Raw genomic sequence first — 17,665 nt, 5'->3', positions numbered from 1 at the left:
CGAGGAAAGAAAATGCCCTGGACCCGCGAGCAAATGGCGCAGCGCGCCGCGCAGGAACTCACCGATGGCGCCTACGTCAATCTCGGCATCGGTCTGCCGACGCTGGTGGCCAACTACATTCCCGACGGCATCGATGTCTGGCTGCAGTCGGAGAACGGCCTGCTCGGCATCGGCCCGTTCCCGACCGAGGACGAGGTCGATGCCGACCTGATCAACGCCGGCAAGCAGACCGTGACCGCGCGCAAGGGGGCCAGCTATTTCGGCAGCCACGACTCGTTCGCGATGATCCGCGGTGGCCACATCGACCTGGCGATCCTCGGCGCGATGCAGGTCACCGATCAGGGCGACCTCGCCAACTGGATGGTGCCGGGCAAGATGGTCAAGGGCATGGGCGGCGCGATGGACCTGGTCGCCGGCGTCAAGCGCGTGGTGGTTCTGATGGAGCACACCGCCAAGAACGGCGAGCACAAGATCCTGCCGCAATGCACGCTGCCGTTGACTGGCGTGGGCGTGGTCAACCGCATCATCACCGACCTGGCGGTGATGGATGTGACCGCGGACGGACTGGTGCTGGTGGAACTGGCACCCGATGTCGGTAAGGGCGAACTGCAACAGAAGACCGGCGTAGCTTTCTCCAGCCACTGACAGCCGGTTACGGCGGTTCGGCAGGTGGTGCCTCGTGGGATGCCGTCGTAGCTCGCAGCCATGCTGCGAGGTGAACGGTCAGTACTTTGGCGAGATTTGTCCGCATACGCCGCGTGGTACGCGCAATGCAATGGAGCAGAGTAGGGGGACGAGTAGGAAGATGCCAAGAAAGTAGCGCCCCTGGATCTCGAACACGATATGTACTACCCAGAACGAAGTGATCCATAGGACGGGAAGAAGAGCGAGCAATGGCGCGTTTCGCCACATTGCGATGCACGTGAAGGCAGCCATGGCCAGAATCGACAGCGTTAAGGCGCTATATGCATGACTTTCCCACCACAGTGCTCGACGGTAGGCGGCATCGATTTCCGTCCTTCGGGGATCGGCATCGATTCTTGTCCGGATATTGGGCGATTCGACTAGCCAATAAAGGGCATAAGGTCCTGGGCGGAAGATTTCCGGCAGCTTGCAGCCAATGACCGATATCCAGTGCGTGGGAGGTTTCTGCGCTAGTCGATCGAGTACTGCATGGTGCAATGGCTTGCTGAGGTCTGCCTTGGCCGCTTCGGCAGCGCCAGCCGACCAATAGCCGCACCTCGGCCCTGTGCCGGAGACCAACAAGCCGCTATAGAGCGTGACTGCAGAGTTTGTGCGGATGGCTTCACTGCGACCACTGAGGGCGCGTAAACCCAAGTCGATCGTGAACCCCGTTACCGAACCGGCCAACAATACCGCGAACAATATCGGCAGAAACGGATGCATTCGGCGTTTCAACACCAGCCAGGCGGCCACGAACAGACCCAGCATGGCCCATAGAGTCAGCGCGTACTGCGGTTTGGTCGATACGCCCGCGGCGATCATCACAGCAGCGACAAAGAAGGTAAATCTCCTTGACCAGCGGGATGGCGGCGATGCCAGCAACCACACGCCGACTGCCAGTTGCGCTGCAGCCAGCATATCTAGTTGAACAATGCTGAAGAAAGGGGTGATCAAAAGCAGGTACAGGGCGACCAGGAGGCCGAACCATCGCGCCGCAGTGGGGTCGAGTGCGCGCGAGGAGCAGAGCAACAACAATGCTGCAAGGCAGTTGAGCGCCAAGGCGGAAGCAAGTGGCGACCAGCCCAGCGCCTTGGGAATAGCGAGCAGCCAAAGGCTCAAGCCACCGCGCTCATATCGCGTTACGTCGCCAGCTGCAGCCCAGTAATATGCCCAATCGCTATGTGGCTCGGGTCGGAACCAAAGTGCAAGCTGAATGCTGATTGCAAGAATCATCAATACTTCAAAGCCGAACAGCACGCGGTTGCCCAGAACGCATTCCATGGGGACCGCGATTCTCACGACAATTGAGGGTACTGCGACCCCGTGCAGCTGAGCCCTTGTTTTCATCGCGTGCGCCGCCTCGTGTCTAGCGACGCCTGTGGCCGATCAGGGTGCAGGATTGAGTCCTAGAGATTCTGGTAATTTGGCCCGGAACCACCTTCAGGTGTGACCCAGTTGATGATCTCGTACGGGTCCTTGATGTCGCAGGTCTTGCAGTGCACGCAGTTGGCGGCGTTGATCTGCAGGCGCTTGCCGCTGCCGGCGTCCTCGACGATCTCGTAGACGGCCGCCGGGCAGAAGCGGGTGCAGGGGTTGCCGTATTCCTCGACGCAGCGGGTGACGCAGATGTCGGTGTCGGCGACGCGCAGGTGCACCGGCTGGTCTTCGTCGTGTTCGGTGGCGGCGTAGTAGACGCCCTGCAGGCGGTCGCGCGGTGCGAGTTCGCGTTGCAGGTAATCGCGCTTGGGCTGTTCGTGCTCGCCGAGTTTGTCCAGCGACGACCAGTCCGGCTTGTTCTTCAATGTCCATGGCGACAGGCCGCCGGTGACGGTTTCCCAGGCGGCGTTCAACATGCCGAGCCACAGGCCACGCTTGAAGCCGGGCTTGATGTTGCGCACCTTCTTCAATTCCGCCATCGCTTCGGAAGCGCGCAGGCGGGTATCGAATCCGGCGCTGTCCAGCGATTGCACGAGGTGCTCGGCGGCCAGCATGCCGCTGCGGATCGCCTGATGCGTGCCTTTCACCTTGGGCACGTTGAGCAGGCCGGCAGCATCGCCGATCAGCAGCGCGCCGGGCATTTCGGTCTTGGGCAGCGATTGCCAGCCGCCGGTGACGATCGCGCGCGCGCCGGCCGACAGGATGTTGCCGCCTTCCAGCAGCGGCTTGATCATCGGGTGGTTCTTCCATTGCTGGAAGGCTTCCCAGGGTTTGTAGTCCGGATCCTGGTAGTCGAGCCCGCTGACGTAACCCAGCGCGATGCGGTCCTGGTCCAGGTGATACAGGAAACTGCCGCCGTAGGTCCTGCTGTCGGCCGGCCAGCCGAAGCTGTGCACGATCCTGCCCGGCGACACGCGTCCGGCCGGCACCTGCCATAGTTCCTTGATGCCGATGGAATAGCCCTGCGGATCGCTGTCGGCATCCAGCCCGAAACGCTTCACCAGCCGCTTGGTCAGATGTCCGCGCGCGCCTTCGGCGAGCACGGTGACCTTGGCGTGGATGTCGATGCCGGCGGTGTAGCCGGGCTTGTGCGATCCGTCCTTGGCCACGCCCATGTCGCCGATGCGCACGCCGATGACTTTTCCGTCGGCGTCGTGCAGGGTTTCGGCGGCGGCGAAGCCGGGATAGATCTCAACGCCCAGCGCCTCGGCCTGCGGCGCCAGCCATGCGCACATCGCGCCGAGGCTGACGATCACGTTGCCCTTGTTGTGCATGCCCGGTGGCACCGGCAGCTTGCGACCACCGGTCTTGCTGAGCAGCCAGAATTCGTCCTCGGTCGCCGGTACGCAGATCGGCGGCGGATTGTCGCGCCAGTCCGGCAGCAGCGCATCGAGCGGGCCGGTCTCGATCACAGCGCCGGACAGGATGTGCGCGCCGATCGTGCTCGACTTTTCAATCACGCAGACCGACAGCTCCGGATTGAGCTGCTTGAGGCGGATCGCGAACGACAGGCCGGCCGGGCCGGCGCCGACGGCAACCACGTCGTACTCCATCACGTCGCGCTCGATCGCATCCATCGTTTCGGTGCTCTGGTCGGTGTCTCCGCTCATGCTGGCAGCCTGGCTTGCATGACTGCGATTGTCGCGGTTTTGGTGTGGAAGCGGCAAATCGCGGCCCGCGGTACCGGCTTCGCGCGGCGATCCATGGCGCTGGGAGGCCCATCGCGGCCGGAGGCTGCTGCCACCAGGGGCGTGCTAGCGTGGGCCATGCCGTTGTCGCCGCTGCCCTTGCCTGATGCCGATATCGCGCTGGACGCGGCGTGGCTGCAGGCCGACGCGCATCAAGCGCTGTTCCAGGAATTGCGCATGCGCGTGCCCTGGGAAACGCATCGGATCCGCCTGTTCGGGCGTGAAGTGGACTCGCCGCGACTGAGTTGCTGGATCGGCGATCCGGGTGCGGCTTACACCTATTCCGGTACACGCTTCGTGCCGCGGCCATGGCCGGAGGTGTTGCTGCCGGTTCGCCAACGCCTGTCGCGCGAGTTGGGAATTGCCTTCAACAGTGTGCTGGCCAATCTCTACCGCGATGGGCGCGATGCGATGGGCTGGCACAGCGACAGCGAGGTGGAACTCGGGCCACAACCGGTGATCGCATCCGTGAGCCTGGGTGCGACGCGTCGCTTCGTGCTCAGGCAGCGTCGCGATCCGTCGGTGAAGCTGGCTCTGGATCTTGTGCCGGGCAGCCTGCTGGTGATGGCCGGCGACACGCAGCGCCATTACCGGCATGCGTTGCCGCGCACCGCGCGGCCGGTGGGAGAGCGGATCAACCTGACTTTTCGCAGGATCGTGGGTTGAGTCTGATCGTTCCGGAAAGTCGCTAGCGAGAGACAGGTTCCTCGCTGCGCTCGGGATGACAGCCTTTGTACGTCAGGGCTGGCGATGGCTGTGGTCGTGCACGGCACCTTCGGTCAATGTCCAGCCGGCCACTTGTTTCGCGATGTCGCCCAGGGCCGGATCGAAGGCCGCGGCGACATCGGGGATGGCGGTACTCGCCGCGACCTGCTTCGACAGGAAGGTGCGCGAGGACACCACCTGCTGGTCGACGCGGTGCAGCAGCATCGCGTTGAGCTCGATCACGGCCGACGGCACCGCCGCGCCGGCGTAGTCGGCCTCGAAACGGCGCAGGTCCATGATCAGCCGGTAGTCGGCGGAGATGCCGCTGGCCTGTCGCGCGACCGCAGGGATGCGGCCGGAATCCTCCAGCCCGCGCAGGATCGCGTCCTCGATCATCACCGTCGGCGGTTTCGCCCAGTTGGCGCCCTTGTAGACCTGCAGTTCGCCAGGTGTCGGCCGCACGGCGATGCGCAGGCTGTCGGTCCAGCGCGCCGACGTCGGCGGCACGATCGCCAACTGCCAGGTCACGGCCGGCCAGGCAGGATCGGCACTGATGCGCGGATCCGGCGCATAGGTCGTGACCCGGTCGCGTGGCGAACCACCGAGGATCGACGAGCAGCCGCCGAGCAGCAGCGCGCACGCAAGTGCGATGGCGACGACGATCGCGGCCGGCCTGCGCGACGCAGGCTGCGCGCCGTTGCGCGGCGCCTGCGGCCGATCCATTGCACGCGGGTGATTTCGCAGTCCGATTCCCGTCGTTCTCATTTCGGCTCGTACTCCTTGGGTGCATCGCGACCGAGCAGGTAGCGCGCGGGATTGCCGTCGAGGCGGTCGCTGACCCGGCGCAGGTCGCGGATCAGCGAGCGCAGTTCGGCCAGGGTCGGGCCGAGCTGGGCCAGGCCGTCGTTGGCGAAGCTGCCGATTGCCGCGCGGTTGTCGTTGAGGATGCTGTCGGCGCCCTTGGCCGCGGAGTCCAGCCGGGTCAGGGTGCTGTCGAGCTTGGCGATCAGCTCCGGCAGTTTCTGCACCAGTTCGCGGTCGACGTTGTTGACGGCGCGATCCGCGGTGACCAGCGTCTTCGACAGCTGCTCGCTGGATTTGCGCGCGTTGACGATCAGCGCGCGCAGGTCCTCGCGCTGGTCGGCGACCGAAGCGGTCAGCGTCTCGATGTTGTCCAGCGTGCTGGAGATGCGCTTGACGTTCTCCTCGCTCAGCAGCTTGTCCATGCGCTCCACCAGCCGGTTCGCGGTGTCGGCGATGTTCTGCAGCGCCGAAGGTTCGGTCTGGATCACCGGCACCTCGCGACCGGGCGTCTCCCGCAGCGGTGGGCTGTTCGGATCGCCACCGGTGAGCTGGATGATCGGGCTGCCGGTGAGGCTGGTCATCGACATCTTGGCGCGGGTGTCGGTGCGGATCGGCGCGTCGGCCTGCAGCTTCAGGCGCGCGATCACCTGGCGCGGGTCGTTCGGTGCCAGCCGCAGGTCCTGCACGGTGCCGATGGCGATGCCGTTGTACTGCACGCTGCTGCCTACGGTCAGGCCGGTGACCGGCTCGTTGAAGACCACGTCGAACTCGCGGAAGCTTTTCTCCGACGAATATTTCGCCGCCCACAGCGCGAACAGCAGGCCGAAGATCGCCACCGCGATGGTGAAGACGCCGATCAGCACGTAGTTGGCTCTGGTTTCCATCGTCACATCGCCTGTGTCTGGGTGCGCGGACCGTCGCCGTTGGCTTCGCGTTCGCGGGCCTCTTGCGCGGCCCGCGCGCGCGGGCCGTGGAAATATTCGTGCGCCCACGGATGCTCGAGCTGCTCGACTTCCGCCATCGGCGCCACCGCGATCACCTTGCGGTCGGCCAGCACCGCGATCCGGTCGCAGATAGCGTATAGCGTGTCGAGATCGTGTGTGATCAGGAATACGGTCAATCCCAGCGCCTGTTGCAGGGTGCGGATCAGCTGGTCGAACGCGGCCGCGCCGATCGGGTCGAGGCCGGCGGTGGGTTCGTCGAGGAACAGCAACGGCGGATCCAGCGCCAGCGCGCGCGCCAGCCCGGCGCGCTTGCGCATGCCGCCGGATAGCTGCGAAGGCAGCTTGTCCAGCGCATCGGCCGGCAGGCCCGACAGCTTCACCTTCAGCAGCGCCAGTTCGTAGCGCAGCGAATCGGTCATGCCGGGGTAGTACTCCTTCAGTGGCACCTGCACGTTCTCGCCGACGCTCAGCGACGAGAACAGCGCGCCGTCCTGGAACAGCACGCCGGTGTTGCGCTCGATATGGCGGCGATCCTGCGGATCCTGCGATCGCGCATCCACGCCCAGCACCTCGATCCGGCCTTCGTCGGGGCGACGCAGCGCCAGGATCGAACGCATCAGCACCGACTTGCCGGTGCCCGAGCCGCCGACCACGCCGAGGATCTCGCCGCGATACACGTCCAGGTCCAGCCCGTCGTGCACGACCTGCTCGCCGAAGCGGTTGACCAGGCCGCGCACCGATACGATCGTTTCGCGATCTTCGGGAGTCGGGAGTCGGGAATCGGGAATCGTCAAGATAAAGGCTCCGCAGCAGGAGCCACATGCCGCGCGCTTCCCGCCTTTGCGATTCCCGATTCCCGATTCCCGATTCCCGGCCGCCTCACCACCCCATCTCCATGAACCAGATCGCCGCGATCGCGTCGATCACGATCACCAGCGAGATCGTCTGCACCACGCTGGAGGTGGTGCGTTCGCCGACCGACTGCGCGGTGCCTTGTACCTGCAGGCCTTCCAGGCAGCCGATCAGCGCGATCAGCAACGCGAATATCGGCGCCTTCGACAGGCCGACTAGCATGTGCCGCAACTCGAAGGTGTCCTGCATGCGCGCCAGGTACGCTGGCGGCGGGATGTCCAGGCTGAAGGCGCCGACGGTGACGCCGCCGGCCAGGCCGGCCACCATCGCGATGAAGGTCAGCAGCGGCAGCATGATCAGCAGCGCGATCACGCGCGGCAGCACCAGCAGGTCGATCGGATCCAGGCCGAGCGTGCGGATCGCATCGACCTCTTCGCGGCTGACCATCGCGCCGATCTGCGCGGTGAATGCGCTGGCGGTGCGGCCGGCCAGGATGATCGCGGTCAGAAGCACGCCGAACTCGCGCAGGAAGGCGATGCTGACCAGTTCCACCACGAAGATCGTCGCGCCGAAGTCGGCCAGGATGGTCGAACCGAGGAAGGCGATCACCGCGCCGACCAGGTACGACAGCAGCACCACCAGTGGCACGGCGTCCAGGCCGACCTGTTCCATGTGGAAGACGGTCGCGGTCAGGCGGAAGCGACGCGGCTCCTTGAACAGCCGCAGCATTTTCGACAGGTTCTCGCCCATGAAGCTGACCAGGGCGATGGTCTCGTTCCAGTTCGCCTGCACCGCCATGCCTAGGCGCGCAAGCGCGGCTTCGAAGCCGTAATCGCGCTTCCTGCGCGGGCGATCGTCGGAGACGTCCTCGATGGTGGTGACCAGCGCACGGTGGTCGTCGCGGAATTCGATCGCTTCGAACTCCAGACCGCGCCGGCGCAGGAAGCGCAGTAGCAGCAGCACGCCGGCCGAGTCGAGCCGGTCGATCGCGCGCGCATCGATGGTGCGGGTGTCCTGGGGCGCCGCGCGCAGGGCTTCGGCGACCTGGTCGGCGAAACGCAGCGTCCAGCGGCCGCGCAGTTGCAGGCGGCCACTGTCGCCGTCGGCGACGGTGATCTGCGGGACGGCGTTGGCGGTCGCAGAGGTGGGCATGCCGGGGCAGTTTCCCATGCAAAGCGTAGGCGCGGCTATCCGCGGCGGTGGCCTGCGGATTTCACGGCCGCGGCGCGCTTTCGCCGCTTCGGAACGCATTCGACAATGCTGCGGGTGGAAAGGGCCGTAGGCTCATGGCCTCGACGATGTCGTCACGGCTGCGTCCGCGCGCATCGGCATGCGATGCTGTCGCTCCCTCCTTTGCGGTCCGATCACGCGTGTCCATCTTCTCTCCCGCCAGCGAACGCTATGCCGCGCGCGTCGAATTCGTCGTCGACATGGCCGGGCGCCTGCACACGTACGGCACCACGGCGCAGCGGCTGGAAGCGGCGGTGGTGGCGGTGGCGCAGCGGCTGAAGCTGGACTGCGAGCCGTGGTCCAATCCGACTGGGATGATCCTGTCGTTCAGCGATCCGTCGCGGCCGCCAGGCGAATCCGACACCACCCGCGTGGTGCGGCTGGCGCCCGGCCAGACCGATCTGCACAAGCTGTGCGAGGCCGACCGCATCGCCGAGGACGTCACCAGCGGGCGCCTGGACCTGGCAGGAGGACGCGCCGCACTGGAACGCCTGGACCGCCTGCCCAGCGCGCGCTGGCGGACGATGCAGGTGCTGGCCTTCGGCCTGGCCGCCGCGGCCCTTGCCGGGCTGCTGCGGCTGCCGTGGCTGGACATCGCCACCGCAGGGCTGACCGGGCTGGCGATCGGCCTGGTCGAGCTGCTGTCCGAGCGGCGTCCGCTGATGAAGGAGGCCAGCGATGCGCTGGCCGCGGTGGTGGCCACCGCTGTCGTGGTGCTGGTCGCGGCATTCGTCGGGCCGCTCAACCTCAACACCGTCATCATCGCCTCACTGATCGTGCTGCTGCCCGGCTTGGCCCTGACCAACGCGGTCAACGAACTCGCCAGCCAGCACCTGGTGTCGGGCACCGCGCGTTTCGCCGGTGCGGTGATGACCGTGCTCAAGCTGACCATCGGCACGATGACCGCGCTGGCCGTGGCACAGCTGCTGGGCATCGAGCCGGAAGTCCGCTACTCGCGCCCACAGCCGATGTGGGTGGAAGGCGGCGCACTGGTGCTGGCGACGTTCGCGTTCGGGATCCTGTTCCGTGCCGGGCGCCGCGATTTCGCGATCGTGATGCTCGCCGCCGCCACGGGCTATCTGATCTCGCGCACCGCCGGACAGGCCTGGGGCAGCGAGGCGGGCGTGTTCGTGGCCGCGCTGGTGATGACCGCGGCGGGCAACATCTACGCCAGCTGGCGCCATCGCCCCGGCGCGCTGATCCGCGTGCCCGGCATCATCATGCTGGTGCCGGGCAGCACCAGCCTGCGCGGGCTGCTGACGTTCGTGCAGCAGCAGAACCTCGACGTCGGCCAGGCGGCCCTGATCACGGTGCTCAACATCCTGCTGGCGCTGATCGCCGGCATGTTGTTCGGCAACCTGATCGCACCCACGCGCCGCAGCCTGTAGGGCGGGCGCAGGCCGGCCGCCTTACGTGCGTGCGAGCTTTTTCAGCAGTGCCGCGCGGTCGAGGTTCTCCGATTCGCCGGCGCCGCGCGCGCGATATTCGAACGTGCCGGCCGCCAGTCCGCGTTCGGACACGACCACGCGATGCGGGATGCCGATCAGTTCGATGTCGGCGAACATCGCGCCGGCGCGCAGGCCGCGGTCGTCGAGCACCGTTTCGTGGCCCGCGGCATTCAATTCCGCGTACAGCGATTCCGCGGCGGCGGCGACGGCCGCGTCGTTCTTCGGGTTGATCACGCACACCGCCACCCGCCACGGCGCCATCGGCTCGGGCCAGAGGATGCCGGCGTCGTCGTGGTTCTGCTCGATCGCCGCGGCCACGATGCGGCTCACGCCGATGCCGTAGCAGCCCATCGACATCACCGTGGCCTTGCCGTTCTCGTCGAGCACGGTGGCGCGCATCGCCTCGGCGTACTTGCGGCCGAGCTGGAACACGTGGCCGACCTCGATGCCGCGCGCCAGGCGCAGTTCGCCGCCGTCTTGGGCGCGGTCGCCCTCGACCACGTTGCGGATGTCGGCGACCACGTCGGGCTCGGGCAGGTCGCGGCCCCAGTTGACGCCGGCGATATGCAGGCCGGCTTCGTTGGCGCCGACCACGAAATCGGCCATGGCCGCCACCTCGCGGTCGGCGATCACGCGGACCGGCTTGCGCGTACTGACCGGGCCGAGGAAGCCCGGTTCGCTGCCGAGGTGTTCGAGGATTTCCGCCTCGCTCGCCAGCCGGTAGTCGGCGAGGCCGGCGACCTTGGCCAGCTTGATCTCGTTGACGGCGTGGTCGCCACGCACCAGCGCCAGCACGAACTGCTGTCCGGAAGCCGCGTCGCCGGTCATGACCGCGATCGACTTGACGGTGCGCTGCAGCGCGATGCCCAGCAACGCCGCCACGTCTTCGCAGGTCTTCTGCGTCGGCGTGTCGACCTTGCGCATCGCCTCGCCTGCGGCGGGACGCGCGTCGGGCGCTGCCGCCTGCGCGGCTTCGACGTTCGCGGCGTAATCGGAACCGGTGGAGAAGGCGATCGCGTCCTCGCCCGAATCCGCCAGCACATGAAATTCCTGCGAGGCGTCGCCGCCGATCGCGCCGGAATCGGCCTGCACCGCGCGGAACTTCAATCCCAGCCGGGTGAAGATGCGGGTGTAGGCCGCGTGCATGTTCTGGTACTCGCGTACCAGGTCGGCATCGGTCAGGTGGAACGAGTACGCATCCTTCATCAGGAATTCGCGCGCGCGCATCACGCCGAAACGCGGGCGGATCTCGTCGCGGAACTTGGTCTGTACCTGGTAGAAGTTCACCGGCAGCTGCTTGTAGCTGGACAGTTCGCTGCGCGCGAAATCGGTGATCACTTCCTCGGCGGTCGGCGCGTAGCAGTACTCGGCGTCCTTGCGATCCTTGATCTTGAGCAGCTGGCCGCCGAACTTCTGCCAGCGCCCGGTTTCTTCCCACAGCTCACGCGGCTGGATCGTCGGCATCGAGACTTCGATCGCGCCGGCGCGATCCATTTCCTCGCGCACGATGCGTTCCACCTTGCGCAGCACGCGCAGGCCCAGCGGCGACCATGTGTACAGGCCGGCGGCCAGCTTGCGCAGCATGCCGGCGCGCAGCATCAGCCGGTGGCTGACGATCTCGGCGTCGGCCGGAGTTTCCTTGGTGGTGTGCAGGTGGAATCGCGAGAGGCGCATCGGTGCGGTTTCATCGAGCAGGGTCTGGCATTGTGCCATGCAGCACGCCGGGCCCAATTGGCGGCCGATACGTAGCGTGCGCTTTGCGCACGTGTGACGCCGGTCGTGCGCACAGCGCACGCTACGAAACGCGGCTACTCGCGACGGCCGTCGACCTGCATGCCCGGCTGCGGCTGCAGGTCGATCTTCCTGTATTTGCGACCTTTGGGCGGCTGGTCGGTGAGCTGGACGACGCCTTCGTCGTTGACCCAGCGATACAGTACCGGCCGGGCGTCCTCGGCATTCGCCGCTGCGGCCTGCTCGGCGCGTTCGCGTTTGCGCGCGGCTTCCTCCGGCGTGTCGCGCGACCACCACCAGGCCACGCCGATGCCGAGCGCGAGTCCGGCGACGAGGGCCCAGGTCAGGCGCATGGCGGTGTTGGGCGATCGATCAGGGTTTGGCGGGCGCCGCGGCGCAGTTGGCCTTCAGCGTGGCTTCGGCCAGCGCCAGCTGGTTGCCGCGGTCGGCGTCGGACAGGGTCTTGTCCGGCTTGCCGTCGCCGTCGCTGTCCATCTGCACGGCACCCTGGCCCTGCAGCAGCTCGAGGTTCTTGCGTGCGGTGGCGCATTCGGGCGCCTCGGCCGGAGTCGCCGCCGTTTCGGTGCTGGCCAGGCTGGCGCCGCTGTCGTTGACGGCGCGGACCTTGTAGGCGCCCGCCGGCGGCGGCGTGCTGGAGTACTGGGTGACGCCGTTGGCATCCTTCCACTGGTAGGCGGCAGACTGCGCCGAGACAGCGGCGGCAGCCAGGCACAGCACCATTCCCATGGCCAGACGTAGCATCGGTAACTCCTGCGGGGCGTAAGTAGGGGCGGGATTGCAGCATCGCGGCCTGACCGGCGCAAGTCGGCTCGGTCACAGCTTCGACACTCGGCCGAGCGGCTACACTTTGCCGATGACCGATGCCCTTCCGCCAAGACCGCGCCCGCGCGGCATCTACCTGCTGCCGAACCTGTTCACCACCGGCGGCCTGTTCGCCGGCTTCTTCGCGATCATCGCCGCCTCGCAGGGGCGTTTCGAGGCCGCGTGCGTGGCGATCTTCGTGGCCGGGATCCTGGACGGCATCGACGGCCGGGTCGCTCGCCTGACCAACACCCAGAGCGAATTCGGCGTGCAGTACGACTCGCTGGCCGACCTGGTCAGCTTCGGCATGGCGCCGGCGCTGGTGATGTACCACTGGGCGCTGGCGTCGCTGAAGCTGGACGGGCTGACCGCCGGCCGCGTCGGCTGGCTGGCCGCCTTCCTGTATGCCGCCTGCGCGGCGCTGCGGCTGGCGCGCTTCAACAGCCAGGTGGGACAGGTCGACAAGCGCTGGTTCATCGGCCTGGCGAGCCCGGCCGCCGCCGGCCTGATGGCCAGTTTCGTATGGACCTGCCATGACCTGGGCCTGGTCGGCGAGGACCTGCGCTATGCCGCCGTCGCGGTGTCGGTGGTCGCCGGGCTGCTGATGGTCAGCCGGCTGCGCTACAACAGCTTCAAGGGCAGCGGCAGCGGGCCGAAGTCGGATCGCGTGCCGTTCTTCGCGCTGCTGATCGCGGTGGCGGTGCTGATCGCGTTGTGGATCGATCCGCCGAAAACCCTGCTGGTCGCGGCGGGCCTGTATGCGCTGTCCGGGCCGGTGTTGTGGTTCAAGCGTCGCCGGATCGGCACGGTGGAACCGATGCCGTGAGCTGGGATGCGTTCCAGCGTGAGGTACTCGACGCGCTCGGGCATACGCTGTACCGGCTGGCCGATGCCGAGCCGTCACCCGCGCCGCCCCTCGAGACGGTCGCGCAAACAGCCGCGCTGACGCCGCTGCAACGCGCGGTCCTGCGTGCCGCCTGCCGCGAGGCGACGGACGATGCGCTGCAGCCATTGCTGGCCGCCGCGCGAAATCTGCGCGGCGATGCCGCCGGCAAGCGCGCCTTGTGGCCGCGTCTGCGCGCGCTGCGGCAGGACGCACTCAGGCAGGACCGGCGGCCATGAGCGCGGTCGCCGCCGATACCCGAGAGGATGCCGGCAGTGCGACCTCGCTACGGCCGATGCGCGAGGACGACCTGGATACGGTGATCGCGATCGAACAGCGCGCCTATCCGTTCCCGTGGACGCGCGGCATCCTGCGCGACTGCCTGCGTGCCGACTATCCGGCGTGGGTGCTGCTGCAGGATGAGGCGATCATCGGCTACGGCGTGCTCAGCATCGCCGCCGACGAAGCGCATATCCTCAACATCTGCACCGCGCCCGAAGCGCAGGGCCGCGGCCACGGCCGCCGGCTGTTGCGCGCGCTGTTGCAGCTCGCGCGCGGCCGCGGCGTGCGCCGCATGTTCCTGGAAGTGCGGCCATCGAACCCGCACGCGATCGCGCTGTACCACGACGAGGGCTTCAACGAGATCGGCCGCCGTCCGCGCTATTACCCGGCCAGGGACGGGCGCGAGGATGCGATCGTGATGGCGATGGAGTTGTTCGCCGATTAATCGGGCGATGGTGCGTTGCTTTATCGGAGAGGCTTCAGCCGCGATCCCCCGATCTTTTTACCTGTCATCCCGAGCGCAGCGAGGGATCTGCTTTTGCTCTTGTGAGTCCCACCAAGCAGGTCCCTCGCTGCGCTCGGGATGACAGCAAAAAACTCGCGGCTGAAGCCGCTCCTCGAGGAGTGGGGCTCAGAGCCGTGCGCGTTGCGCGGTCAGTGCGTCGAGTTGCGCGGTCCAGTCGGCCAGCCGCTGGCGTTCCTGTTCCACCACCGCGGCCGGCGCGTTGTTCACGAAGGTCTCGCTGGCCAGCTTGTTTTCTGACTTGGCCCTTTCGCCGCCGACGCGCTTGATCTCCTTGTCCAGACGCGCGCGCTCGGCGTCGAGGTCGACCAGGCCTTCCAGCGGCACGAACAGCTTCAACTCGCCGACGATGCCGGCGGCGGCCGGCGGCGGATCGCCGGCGATCGTTTCGATGGCTTCGAGCCGGTTGAGGAACTTCAGCTGCGAGGCGAAACGTTCCAGCCGGGCGGCATCGTTCGCCGTGCCGCCCTGTGCCAGCAGCTTCACCGTACGCGTGGGCGACACGCCAAGCTCGCTGCGGATACGGCGCAGCGCGGACACCATCTGCTTGAGCCATTCGATGTCGGCTTCGGCCTGCGCGAAACCCTGCGCGCCGGATCCATCGGCCTGTGGATACCGCTGCAGCGAGATCGTGTCGCCGGCGATGCGCAGCTTCGGCGCGACCTGCCGCCACAGTTCTTCGGTGACGAACGGGATCAGCGGGTGCAGCAGGCGCAGCAGCGCTTCCAGCACATGCAGCAGGGTGTGGCGGGTGCTGTCGGCGGCGGCCTGGTCGCTGCCTTGCAGCGCTGGCTTGGCCAGCTCCACGAACCAGTCGCAGAACTCGTTCCAGGCGAATTCGTACAGCGCCTGTGCGAGCAGGTCGAAACGGTAGTTGGCGAAGTGGATGGCTGCCTGTTCGCTGACTTTCGCAAGGCGCGCGAGGATCCAGCGTTCCGCGTCGGTCACCGGCTGCGGGGCGCCGCCCGCGCTGAAGCCGTCGGTGTTCATCAACACGAACCGGCTCGCGTTCCACAGCTTGTTGCAGAAGTTCTTGTAGCCTTCGGCGCGGCCCAGGTCGAACTTGATGTCGCGGCCGGGTCCGGCCAGTGCGGTCATGGTGAAACGCAGCGCGTCGGCCCCGTGGGCGGCGATGCCGTCCGGGAATTCCTTGCGCGTGGCCTTTTCGATCTTCTCGGCCATCTTCGGCTGCATCAGGCCGGTGGTGCGCTTGGCGATCAGATCGTCAAGCGGGATGCCGTCGATGATGTCCAGCGGGTCGAGGATGTTGCCCTTGGACTTGGACATTTTCTGTCCATCCTTGTCGCGCACCAGGCCGGTGATGTAGACGTCCTGGAACGGGATCTTCGCGGTGAGCGCGTCGGTCATCATGATCATCCGGGCGACCCAGAAGAAGATGATGTCGAAGCCGGTGACCAGCACGCTGGTCGGCAGGAATTCGTCGAAGCCGCGCTCGCGCATGAGCGCTGCGTCGGGCCAGCCCATGGTCGAGAACGGGAACATCGCGGACGAGAACCAGGTCTCAAGCACATCGTCATCCTGACGCAACAGCGCGCCCGGAGGCGCCTTCATCCGCGCTTCTTCCTCGTTGCGCGCGACGTAGACGTTGCCTGCTTCGTCGAACCACGCCGGAATGCGGTGACCCCACCACAGCTGGCGGCTGATGGTCCAATCCTGGATGTTCTCCAGCCAGTGGCGATAGGTGTTGATCCAGTTCGCCGGAACGAACTTCACCTGGCCGGATTCGACCAGGTCCAAGCCGCGCTTGGCGAGCCCGTCCATCTTCACGAACCACTGGTCGGTGAGGAACGGCTCGATCACCTGGCCGCTGCGGTCACCGAACGGCTGCATGATCGGCTTCGAATCGACCAGCGGCGCGCCTTCGGCGTCAGTCACGGTCAGGCCTTCGGCGGTGATCTCGGCGACCACGCGGGCGCGTGCATCGTAGCGGTCGAGGCCGCGCAGTTCGTCCGGCACCAGGTTCACGGCGGACACGTCGCCGACGTCCTCGCCGCGCGCCGCACGGCCGGCGATGGCGGCGCTGTCGAGGTAGGACAGGCCGTCGGTACGCATCCGCGCCTGTTCGTCCATCAGTGCGTACAGCGGAATGCCATTGCGCTTCGCGACCTGGTAATCGTTGAAATCGTGCGCGCCAGTGATCTTCACCGCGCCCGAACCGAAGTGCGGATCGGGATAGTCGTCGGTGATGATCGGAATCAGGCGCCGATGCTGCTTCGGTCCAACCGGGATCTCGCACAGCTTGCCGACGATCGGCGCGTAGCGCGCATCGGAAGGATGCACCGCGACGGCACCGTCGCCGAGCATGGTTTCGGGACGTGTGGTGGCGATGGAGATGTAGTCGCGCGTCTCGCGCAAGGTGACGTTGCCGTCGGCATCGCGCTCGATGTATTCATAGGTTTCGCCGCCGGCCAGCGGATACTTGAAGTGCCACATGTGTCCGGGCACTTCGCGGTTCTCGACCTCCAGGTCGGAGATCGCGGTCTTCAGCACCGGGTCCCAGTTCACCAGGCGCTTGCCGCGGTAGACCAGGCCCTGTGCGTGCAGGCGCACGAAGGCTTCGGTCACCGCGTCGGCGGCCATCGGATCCATCGTGAACATGCTGCGCGTCCAGTCGCCGGACGTGCCCAGGCGGCGCATCTGGCGCTCGATGGTGTCGCCGGACTCGGCCTTCCACTCCCACACTTTCTCGATGAACTTGTCGCGACCCAAGCCATCGCGGGTCAGGCCATCGCGGCCGAGGTTGCGCGCGACCACCATCTCGGTGGCGATGCCGGCGTGGTCGGTACCCATCTGCCACAGCGTGCGATAGCCGCGCATGCGGTGATAGCGGATCAGCGCGTCCTGCAGCGTGTGCTGGAAGGCGTGGCCCATGTGCAGGGTGCCGGTGACGTTCGGCGGCGGCAGCAGGATGGTGTAGGCCGGGCCGTCGCCCTGCGGCTGGAACACGCCGCTGTTTTCCCACTCGGCGTAGAGGCGGGTTTCGAAGGCTTTCGGCTCGTAGCCGGAACTCAGAGTGGTCATAAAGACGGGAATCGGGAATAGGGAGTGGGGAATCGGAAGTGCGGAGTAAGGGACTTGCCGATTCCCGATTCTCCATTCCCGATTCTCGTTCTTACATATCGTGCTTGTTGACTTCCAGCCCGCGCGCCTTGTACTGCTGCCAGCGCTCGCGTAGCGGGCCGCGTGCGGATTCGTCGGCCGGCACCACTTCCAGCACGCGCTCGAAGCGGCCTTCGACCGCGGCATCGCGCAGGTTGATCACCAGCGCGCGCATCGGTGAGTCGGTCCCGGGCGTGGCGATCAGCACCGGCGTCAGTTCGTCCTCGTCATCGCTGCCGGCGATCTGGTGCGGGATGTAGGCGTCGTCGTCGAACGCCCACAGCAGCTCGTCGAGCTCCTCCGCCTGCGCCGCATCGCGCGCCAGCACCAGCGTCCACAGGTTGGCATCGTGGGCCTTGCGCGCCAGTTCGCAGACCAGCAACAGCGGCTGCGCCTTGAAGCGGTCCTTGGCGATCAGGTAGAAGTCGGCGCGCATGAAAAGCCGTGATTCGTGATTTGGGATTCGTGATTCGTAGAACGCGCAGTGCGATGCGTCGGTGCGGCTCGTAACG

General features: G+C 66.7%; 17 protein-coding genes. 6 read left to right on the top strand and 11 right to left on the bottom strand.

Annotated elements, in window-relative coordinates:
* Positions 1 to 12 precede the first annotated feature (12 nt).
* A complete protein-coding gene (locus IP90_RS10290) occupies positions 13 to 645 on the top strand; it encodes a CoA transferase subunit B (protein ID WP_144899537.1) in 633 nt (210 codons plus the stop codon).
* A 78-nt stretch (positions 646 to 723) separates the two neighbouring features.
* Here IP90_RS10290 and IP90_RS10285 read toward each other — a convergent pair whose 3' ends face one another.
* Complete coding sequence (locus tag IP90_RS10285) at positions 724 to 1,965, bottom strand: hypothetical protein (protein WP_144899536.1); 1,242 nt, start codon at positions 1,963 to 1,965, stop codon at positions 724 to 726.
* Between the two features lie 125 nt (positions 1,966 to 2,090).
* Positions 2,091 to 3,698: an electron transfer flavoprotein-ubiquinone oxidoreductase gene (locus IP90_RS10280; RefSeq protein ID WP_425477103.1), complete on the bottom strand. Its 1,608-nt coding sequence runs from the start codon at positions 3,696 to 3,698 to the stop codon at positions 2,091 to 2,093.
* A gap of 189 nt (positions 3,699 to 3,887) precedes the next feature.
* Here IP90_RS10280 and IP90_RS10275 point away from each other — a divergent pair, with 189 nt between their 5' ends.
* Positions 3,888 to 4,475, top strand: coding sequence for an alpha-ketoglutarate-dependent dioxygenase AlkB family protein (locus IP90_RS10275; protein ID WP_144899534.1), 588 nt, complete (start codon positions 3,888 to 3,890; stop codon positions 4,473 to 4,475).
* Positions 4,476 to 4,547: 72 nt separating this feature from the next.
* Here IP90_RS10275 and IP90_RS10270 read toward each other — a convergent pair whose 3' ends face one another.
* The 4 genes from IP90_RS10270 to IP90_RS10255 form a co-directional block, all read right to left on the bottom strand.
* Positions 4,548 to 5,237: an ABC-type transport auxiliary lipoprotein family protein gene (locus IP90_RS10270; protein ID WP_144899533.1), complete on the bottom strand. Its 690-nt coding sequence runs from the start codon at positions 5,235 to 5,237 to the stop codon at positions 4,548 to 4,550.
* A 38-nt stretch (positions 5,238 to 5,275) separates the two neighbouring features.
* Complete coding sequence (locus IP90_RS10265; RefSeq protein WP_144899532.1) at positions 5,276 to 6,202, bottom strand: MlaD family protein; 927 nt, start codon at positions 6,200 to 6,202, stop codon at positions 5,276 to 5,278.
* A 2-nt stretch (positions 6,203 to 6,204) separates the two neighbouring features.
* A complete protein-coding gene (locus IP90_RS10260) occupies positions 6,205 to 7,056 on the bottom strand; it encodes an ABC transporter ATP-binding protein (protein ID WP_144899531.1) in 852 nt (283 codons plus the stop codon).
* Between the two features lie 85 nt (positions 7,057 to 7,141).
* Positions 7,142 to 8,266, bottom strand: a complete 1,125-nt coding sequence (locus IP90_RS10255) for an MlaE family ABC transporter permease (protein WP_144899530.1) — start codon at positions 8,264 to 8,266, stop codon at positions 7,142 to 7,144.
* A 218-nt stretch (positions 8,267 to 8,484) separates the two neighbouring features.
* On the opposite strand from IP90_RS10255, the gene IP90_RS10250 reads away from it, so the two are divergent.
* Complete coding sequence (locus IP90_RS10250; protein WP_242007549.1) at positions 8,485 to 9,732, top strand: threonine/serine exporter family protein; 1,248 nt, start codon at positions 8,485 to 8,487, stop codon at positions 9,730 to 9,732.
* Between the two features lie 21 nt (positions 9,733 to 9,753).
* Here IP90_RS10250 and IP90_RS10245 read toward each other — a convergent pair whose 3' ends face one another.
* From IP90_RS10245 to IP90_RS10235, 3 genes are all read right to left on the bottom strand, one after another.
* Positions 9,754 to 11,466, bottom strand: coding sequence for a proline--tRNA ligase (locus IP90_RS10245; RefSeq protein WP_144899669.1), 1,713 nt, complete (start codon positions 11,464 to 11,466; stop codon positions 9,754 to 9,756).
* A gap of 134 nt (positions 11,467 to 11,600) precedes the next feature.
* On the bottom strand, positions 11,601 to 11,876 hold the full coding sequence (locus IP90_RS10240) for a DUF4124 domain-containing protein (protein ID WP_144899529.1): 276 nt from the start codon (positions 11,874 to 11,876) through the stop codon (positions 11,601 to 11,603).
* Between the two features lie 19 nt (positions 11,877 to 11,895).
* The gene (locus tag IP90_RS10235) at positions 11,896 to 12,285 is read right to left on the bottom strand and encodes a DUF4124 domain-containing protein (RefSeq protein WP_144899528.1); all 390 of its coding nucleotides are present in this window, start codon (positions 12,283 to 12,285) and stop codon (positions 11,896 to 11,898) included.
* Positions 12,286 to 12,397: 112 nt separating this feature from the next.
* Between IP90_RS10235 and pssA the strand changes: the two genes are divergently transcribed.
* Genes pssA through rimI form a run of 3 tightly spaced genes read left to right on the top strand, consistent with a single transcriptional unit; the run spans position 12,398 to position 13,955 of the window.
* Positions 12,398 to 13,171 (top strand): CDP-diacylglycerol--serine O-phosphatidyltransferase, encoded by a 774-nt coding sequence (gene pssA / locus IP90_RS10230; protein ID WP_144899527.1) that lies wholly within the window; start codon positions 12,398 to 12,400, stop codon positions 13,169 to 13,171.
* The gene (locus tag IP90_RS10225; RefSeq protein WP_144899526.1) at positions 13,168 to 13,467 is read left to right on the top strand and encodes a hypothetical protein; all 300 of its coding nucleotides are present in this window, start codon (positions 13,168 to 13,170) and stop codon (positions 13,465 to 13,467) included. The genes pssA and IP90_RS10225 overlap by 4 nt, the downstream gene beginning before the upstream one ends.
* Positions 13,464 to 13,955: a ribosomal protein S18-alanine N-acetyltransferase gene (rimI, locus tag IP90_RS10220; protein WP_144899525.1), complete on the top strand. Its 492-nt coding sequence runs from the start codon at positions 13,464 to 13,466 to the stop codon at positions 13,953 to 13,955. The genes IP90_RS10225 and rimI overlap by 4 nt, the downstream gene beginning before the upstream one ends.
* 186 nt (positions 13,956 to 14,141) lie before the next feature.
* Here rimI and IP90_RS10215 read toward each other — a convergent pair whose 3' ends face one another.
* Both IP90_RS10215 and IP90_RS10210 read right to left on the bottom strand, forming a co-directional pair.
* Positions 14,142 to 17,075: a valine--tRNA ligase gene (locus tag IP90_RS10215; RefSeq protein ID WP_144899524.1), complete on the bottom strand. Its 2,934-nt coding sequence runs from the start codon at positions 17,073 to 17,075 to the stop codon at positions 14,142 to 14,144.
* A 91-nt stretch (positions 17,076 to 17,166) separates the two neighbouring features.
* The gene (locus tag IP90_RS10210) at positions 17,167 to 17,589 is read right to left on the bottom strand and encodes a DNA polymerase III subunit chi (RefSeq protein WP_144899523.1); all 423 of its coding nucleotides are present in this window, start codon (positions 17,587 to 17,589) and stop codon (positions 17,167 to 17,169) included.
* Between the last annotated feature and the right edge of the window lie 76 nt (positions 17,590 to 17,665).

Origin of the sequence: Luteimonas cucumeris, assembly GCF_007830035.1 — a bacterium.
In the GTDB taxonomy this organism is placed as follows: Bacteria; Pseudomonadota; Gammaproteobacteria; order Xanthomonadales; family Xanthomonadaceae; genus Luteimonas_C; species Luteimonas_C cucumeris.
Note: the sequence above shows the minus strand (reverse complement) of the source record. Positions and strands in the feature narration are given on the sequence as shown.

Bases quoted from the DNA above. Each gene is read 5' to 3' on its own strand.
- IP90_RS10290 (WP_144899537.1), top strand. From the start codon at position 13: ATGCCCTGGACCCGCGAGCAAATGGCGCAGCGCGCCGCGCAGGAACTC.
- IP90_RS10285 (WP_144899536.1), bottom strand. From the start codon at position 1,965: ATGGAATGCGTTCTGGGCAACCGCGTGCTGTTCGGCTTTGAAGTATTG.
- IP90_RS10280 (WP_425477103.1), bottom strand. From the start codon at position 3,698: ATGGATGCGATCGAGCGCGACGTGATGGAGTACGACGTGGTTGCCGTC.
- IP90_RS10275 (WP_144899534.1), top strand. From the start codon at position 3,888: ATGCCGTTGTCGCCGCTGCCCTTGCCTGATGCCGATATCGCGCTGGAC.
- IP90_RS10270 (WP_144899533.1), bottom strand. From the start codon at position 5,237: ATGGATCGGCCGCAGGCGCCGCGCAACGGCGCGCAGCCTGCGTCGCGC.
- IP90_RS10265 (WP_144899532.1), bottom strand. From the start codon at position 6,202: ATGGAAACCAGAGCCAACTACGTGCTGATCGGCGTCTTCACCATCGCG.
- IP90_RS10255 (WP_144899530.1), bottom strand. From the start codon at position 8,266: ATGCCCACCTCTGCGACCGCCAACGCCGTCCCGCAGATCACCGTCGCC.
- IP90_RS10245 (WP_144899669.1), bottom strand. From the start codon at position 11,466: ATGCGCCTCTCGCGATTCCACCTGCACACCACCAAGGAAACTCCGGCC.
- IP90_RS10240 (WP_144899529.1), bottom strand. From the start codon at position 11,876: ATGCGCCTGACCTGGGCCCTCGTCGCCGGACTCGCGCTCGGCATCGGC.
- IP90_RS10235 (WP_144899528.1), bottom strand. From the start codon at position 12,285: ATGCTACGTCTGGCCATGGGAATGGTGCTGTGCCTGGCTGCCGCCGCT.
- pssA (WP_144899527.1), top strand. From the start codon at position 12,398: ATGACCGATGCCCTTCCGCCAAGACCGCGCCCGCGCGGCATCTACCTG.
- rimI (WP_144899525.1), top strand. From the start codon at position 13,464: ATGAGCGCGGTCGCCGCCGATACCCGAGAGGATGCCGGCAGTGCGACC.
- IP90_RS10215 (WP_144899524.1), bottom strand. From the start codon at position 17,075: ATGACCACTCTGAGTTCCGGCTACGAGCCGAAAGCCTTCGAAACCCGC.
- IP90_RS10210 (WP_144899523.1), bottom strand. From the start codon at position 17,589: ATGCGCGCCGACTTCTACCTGATCGCCAAGGACCGCTTCAAGGCGCAG.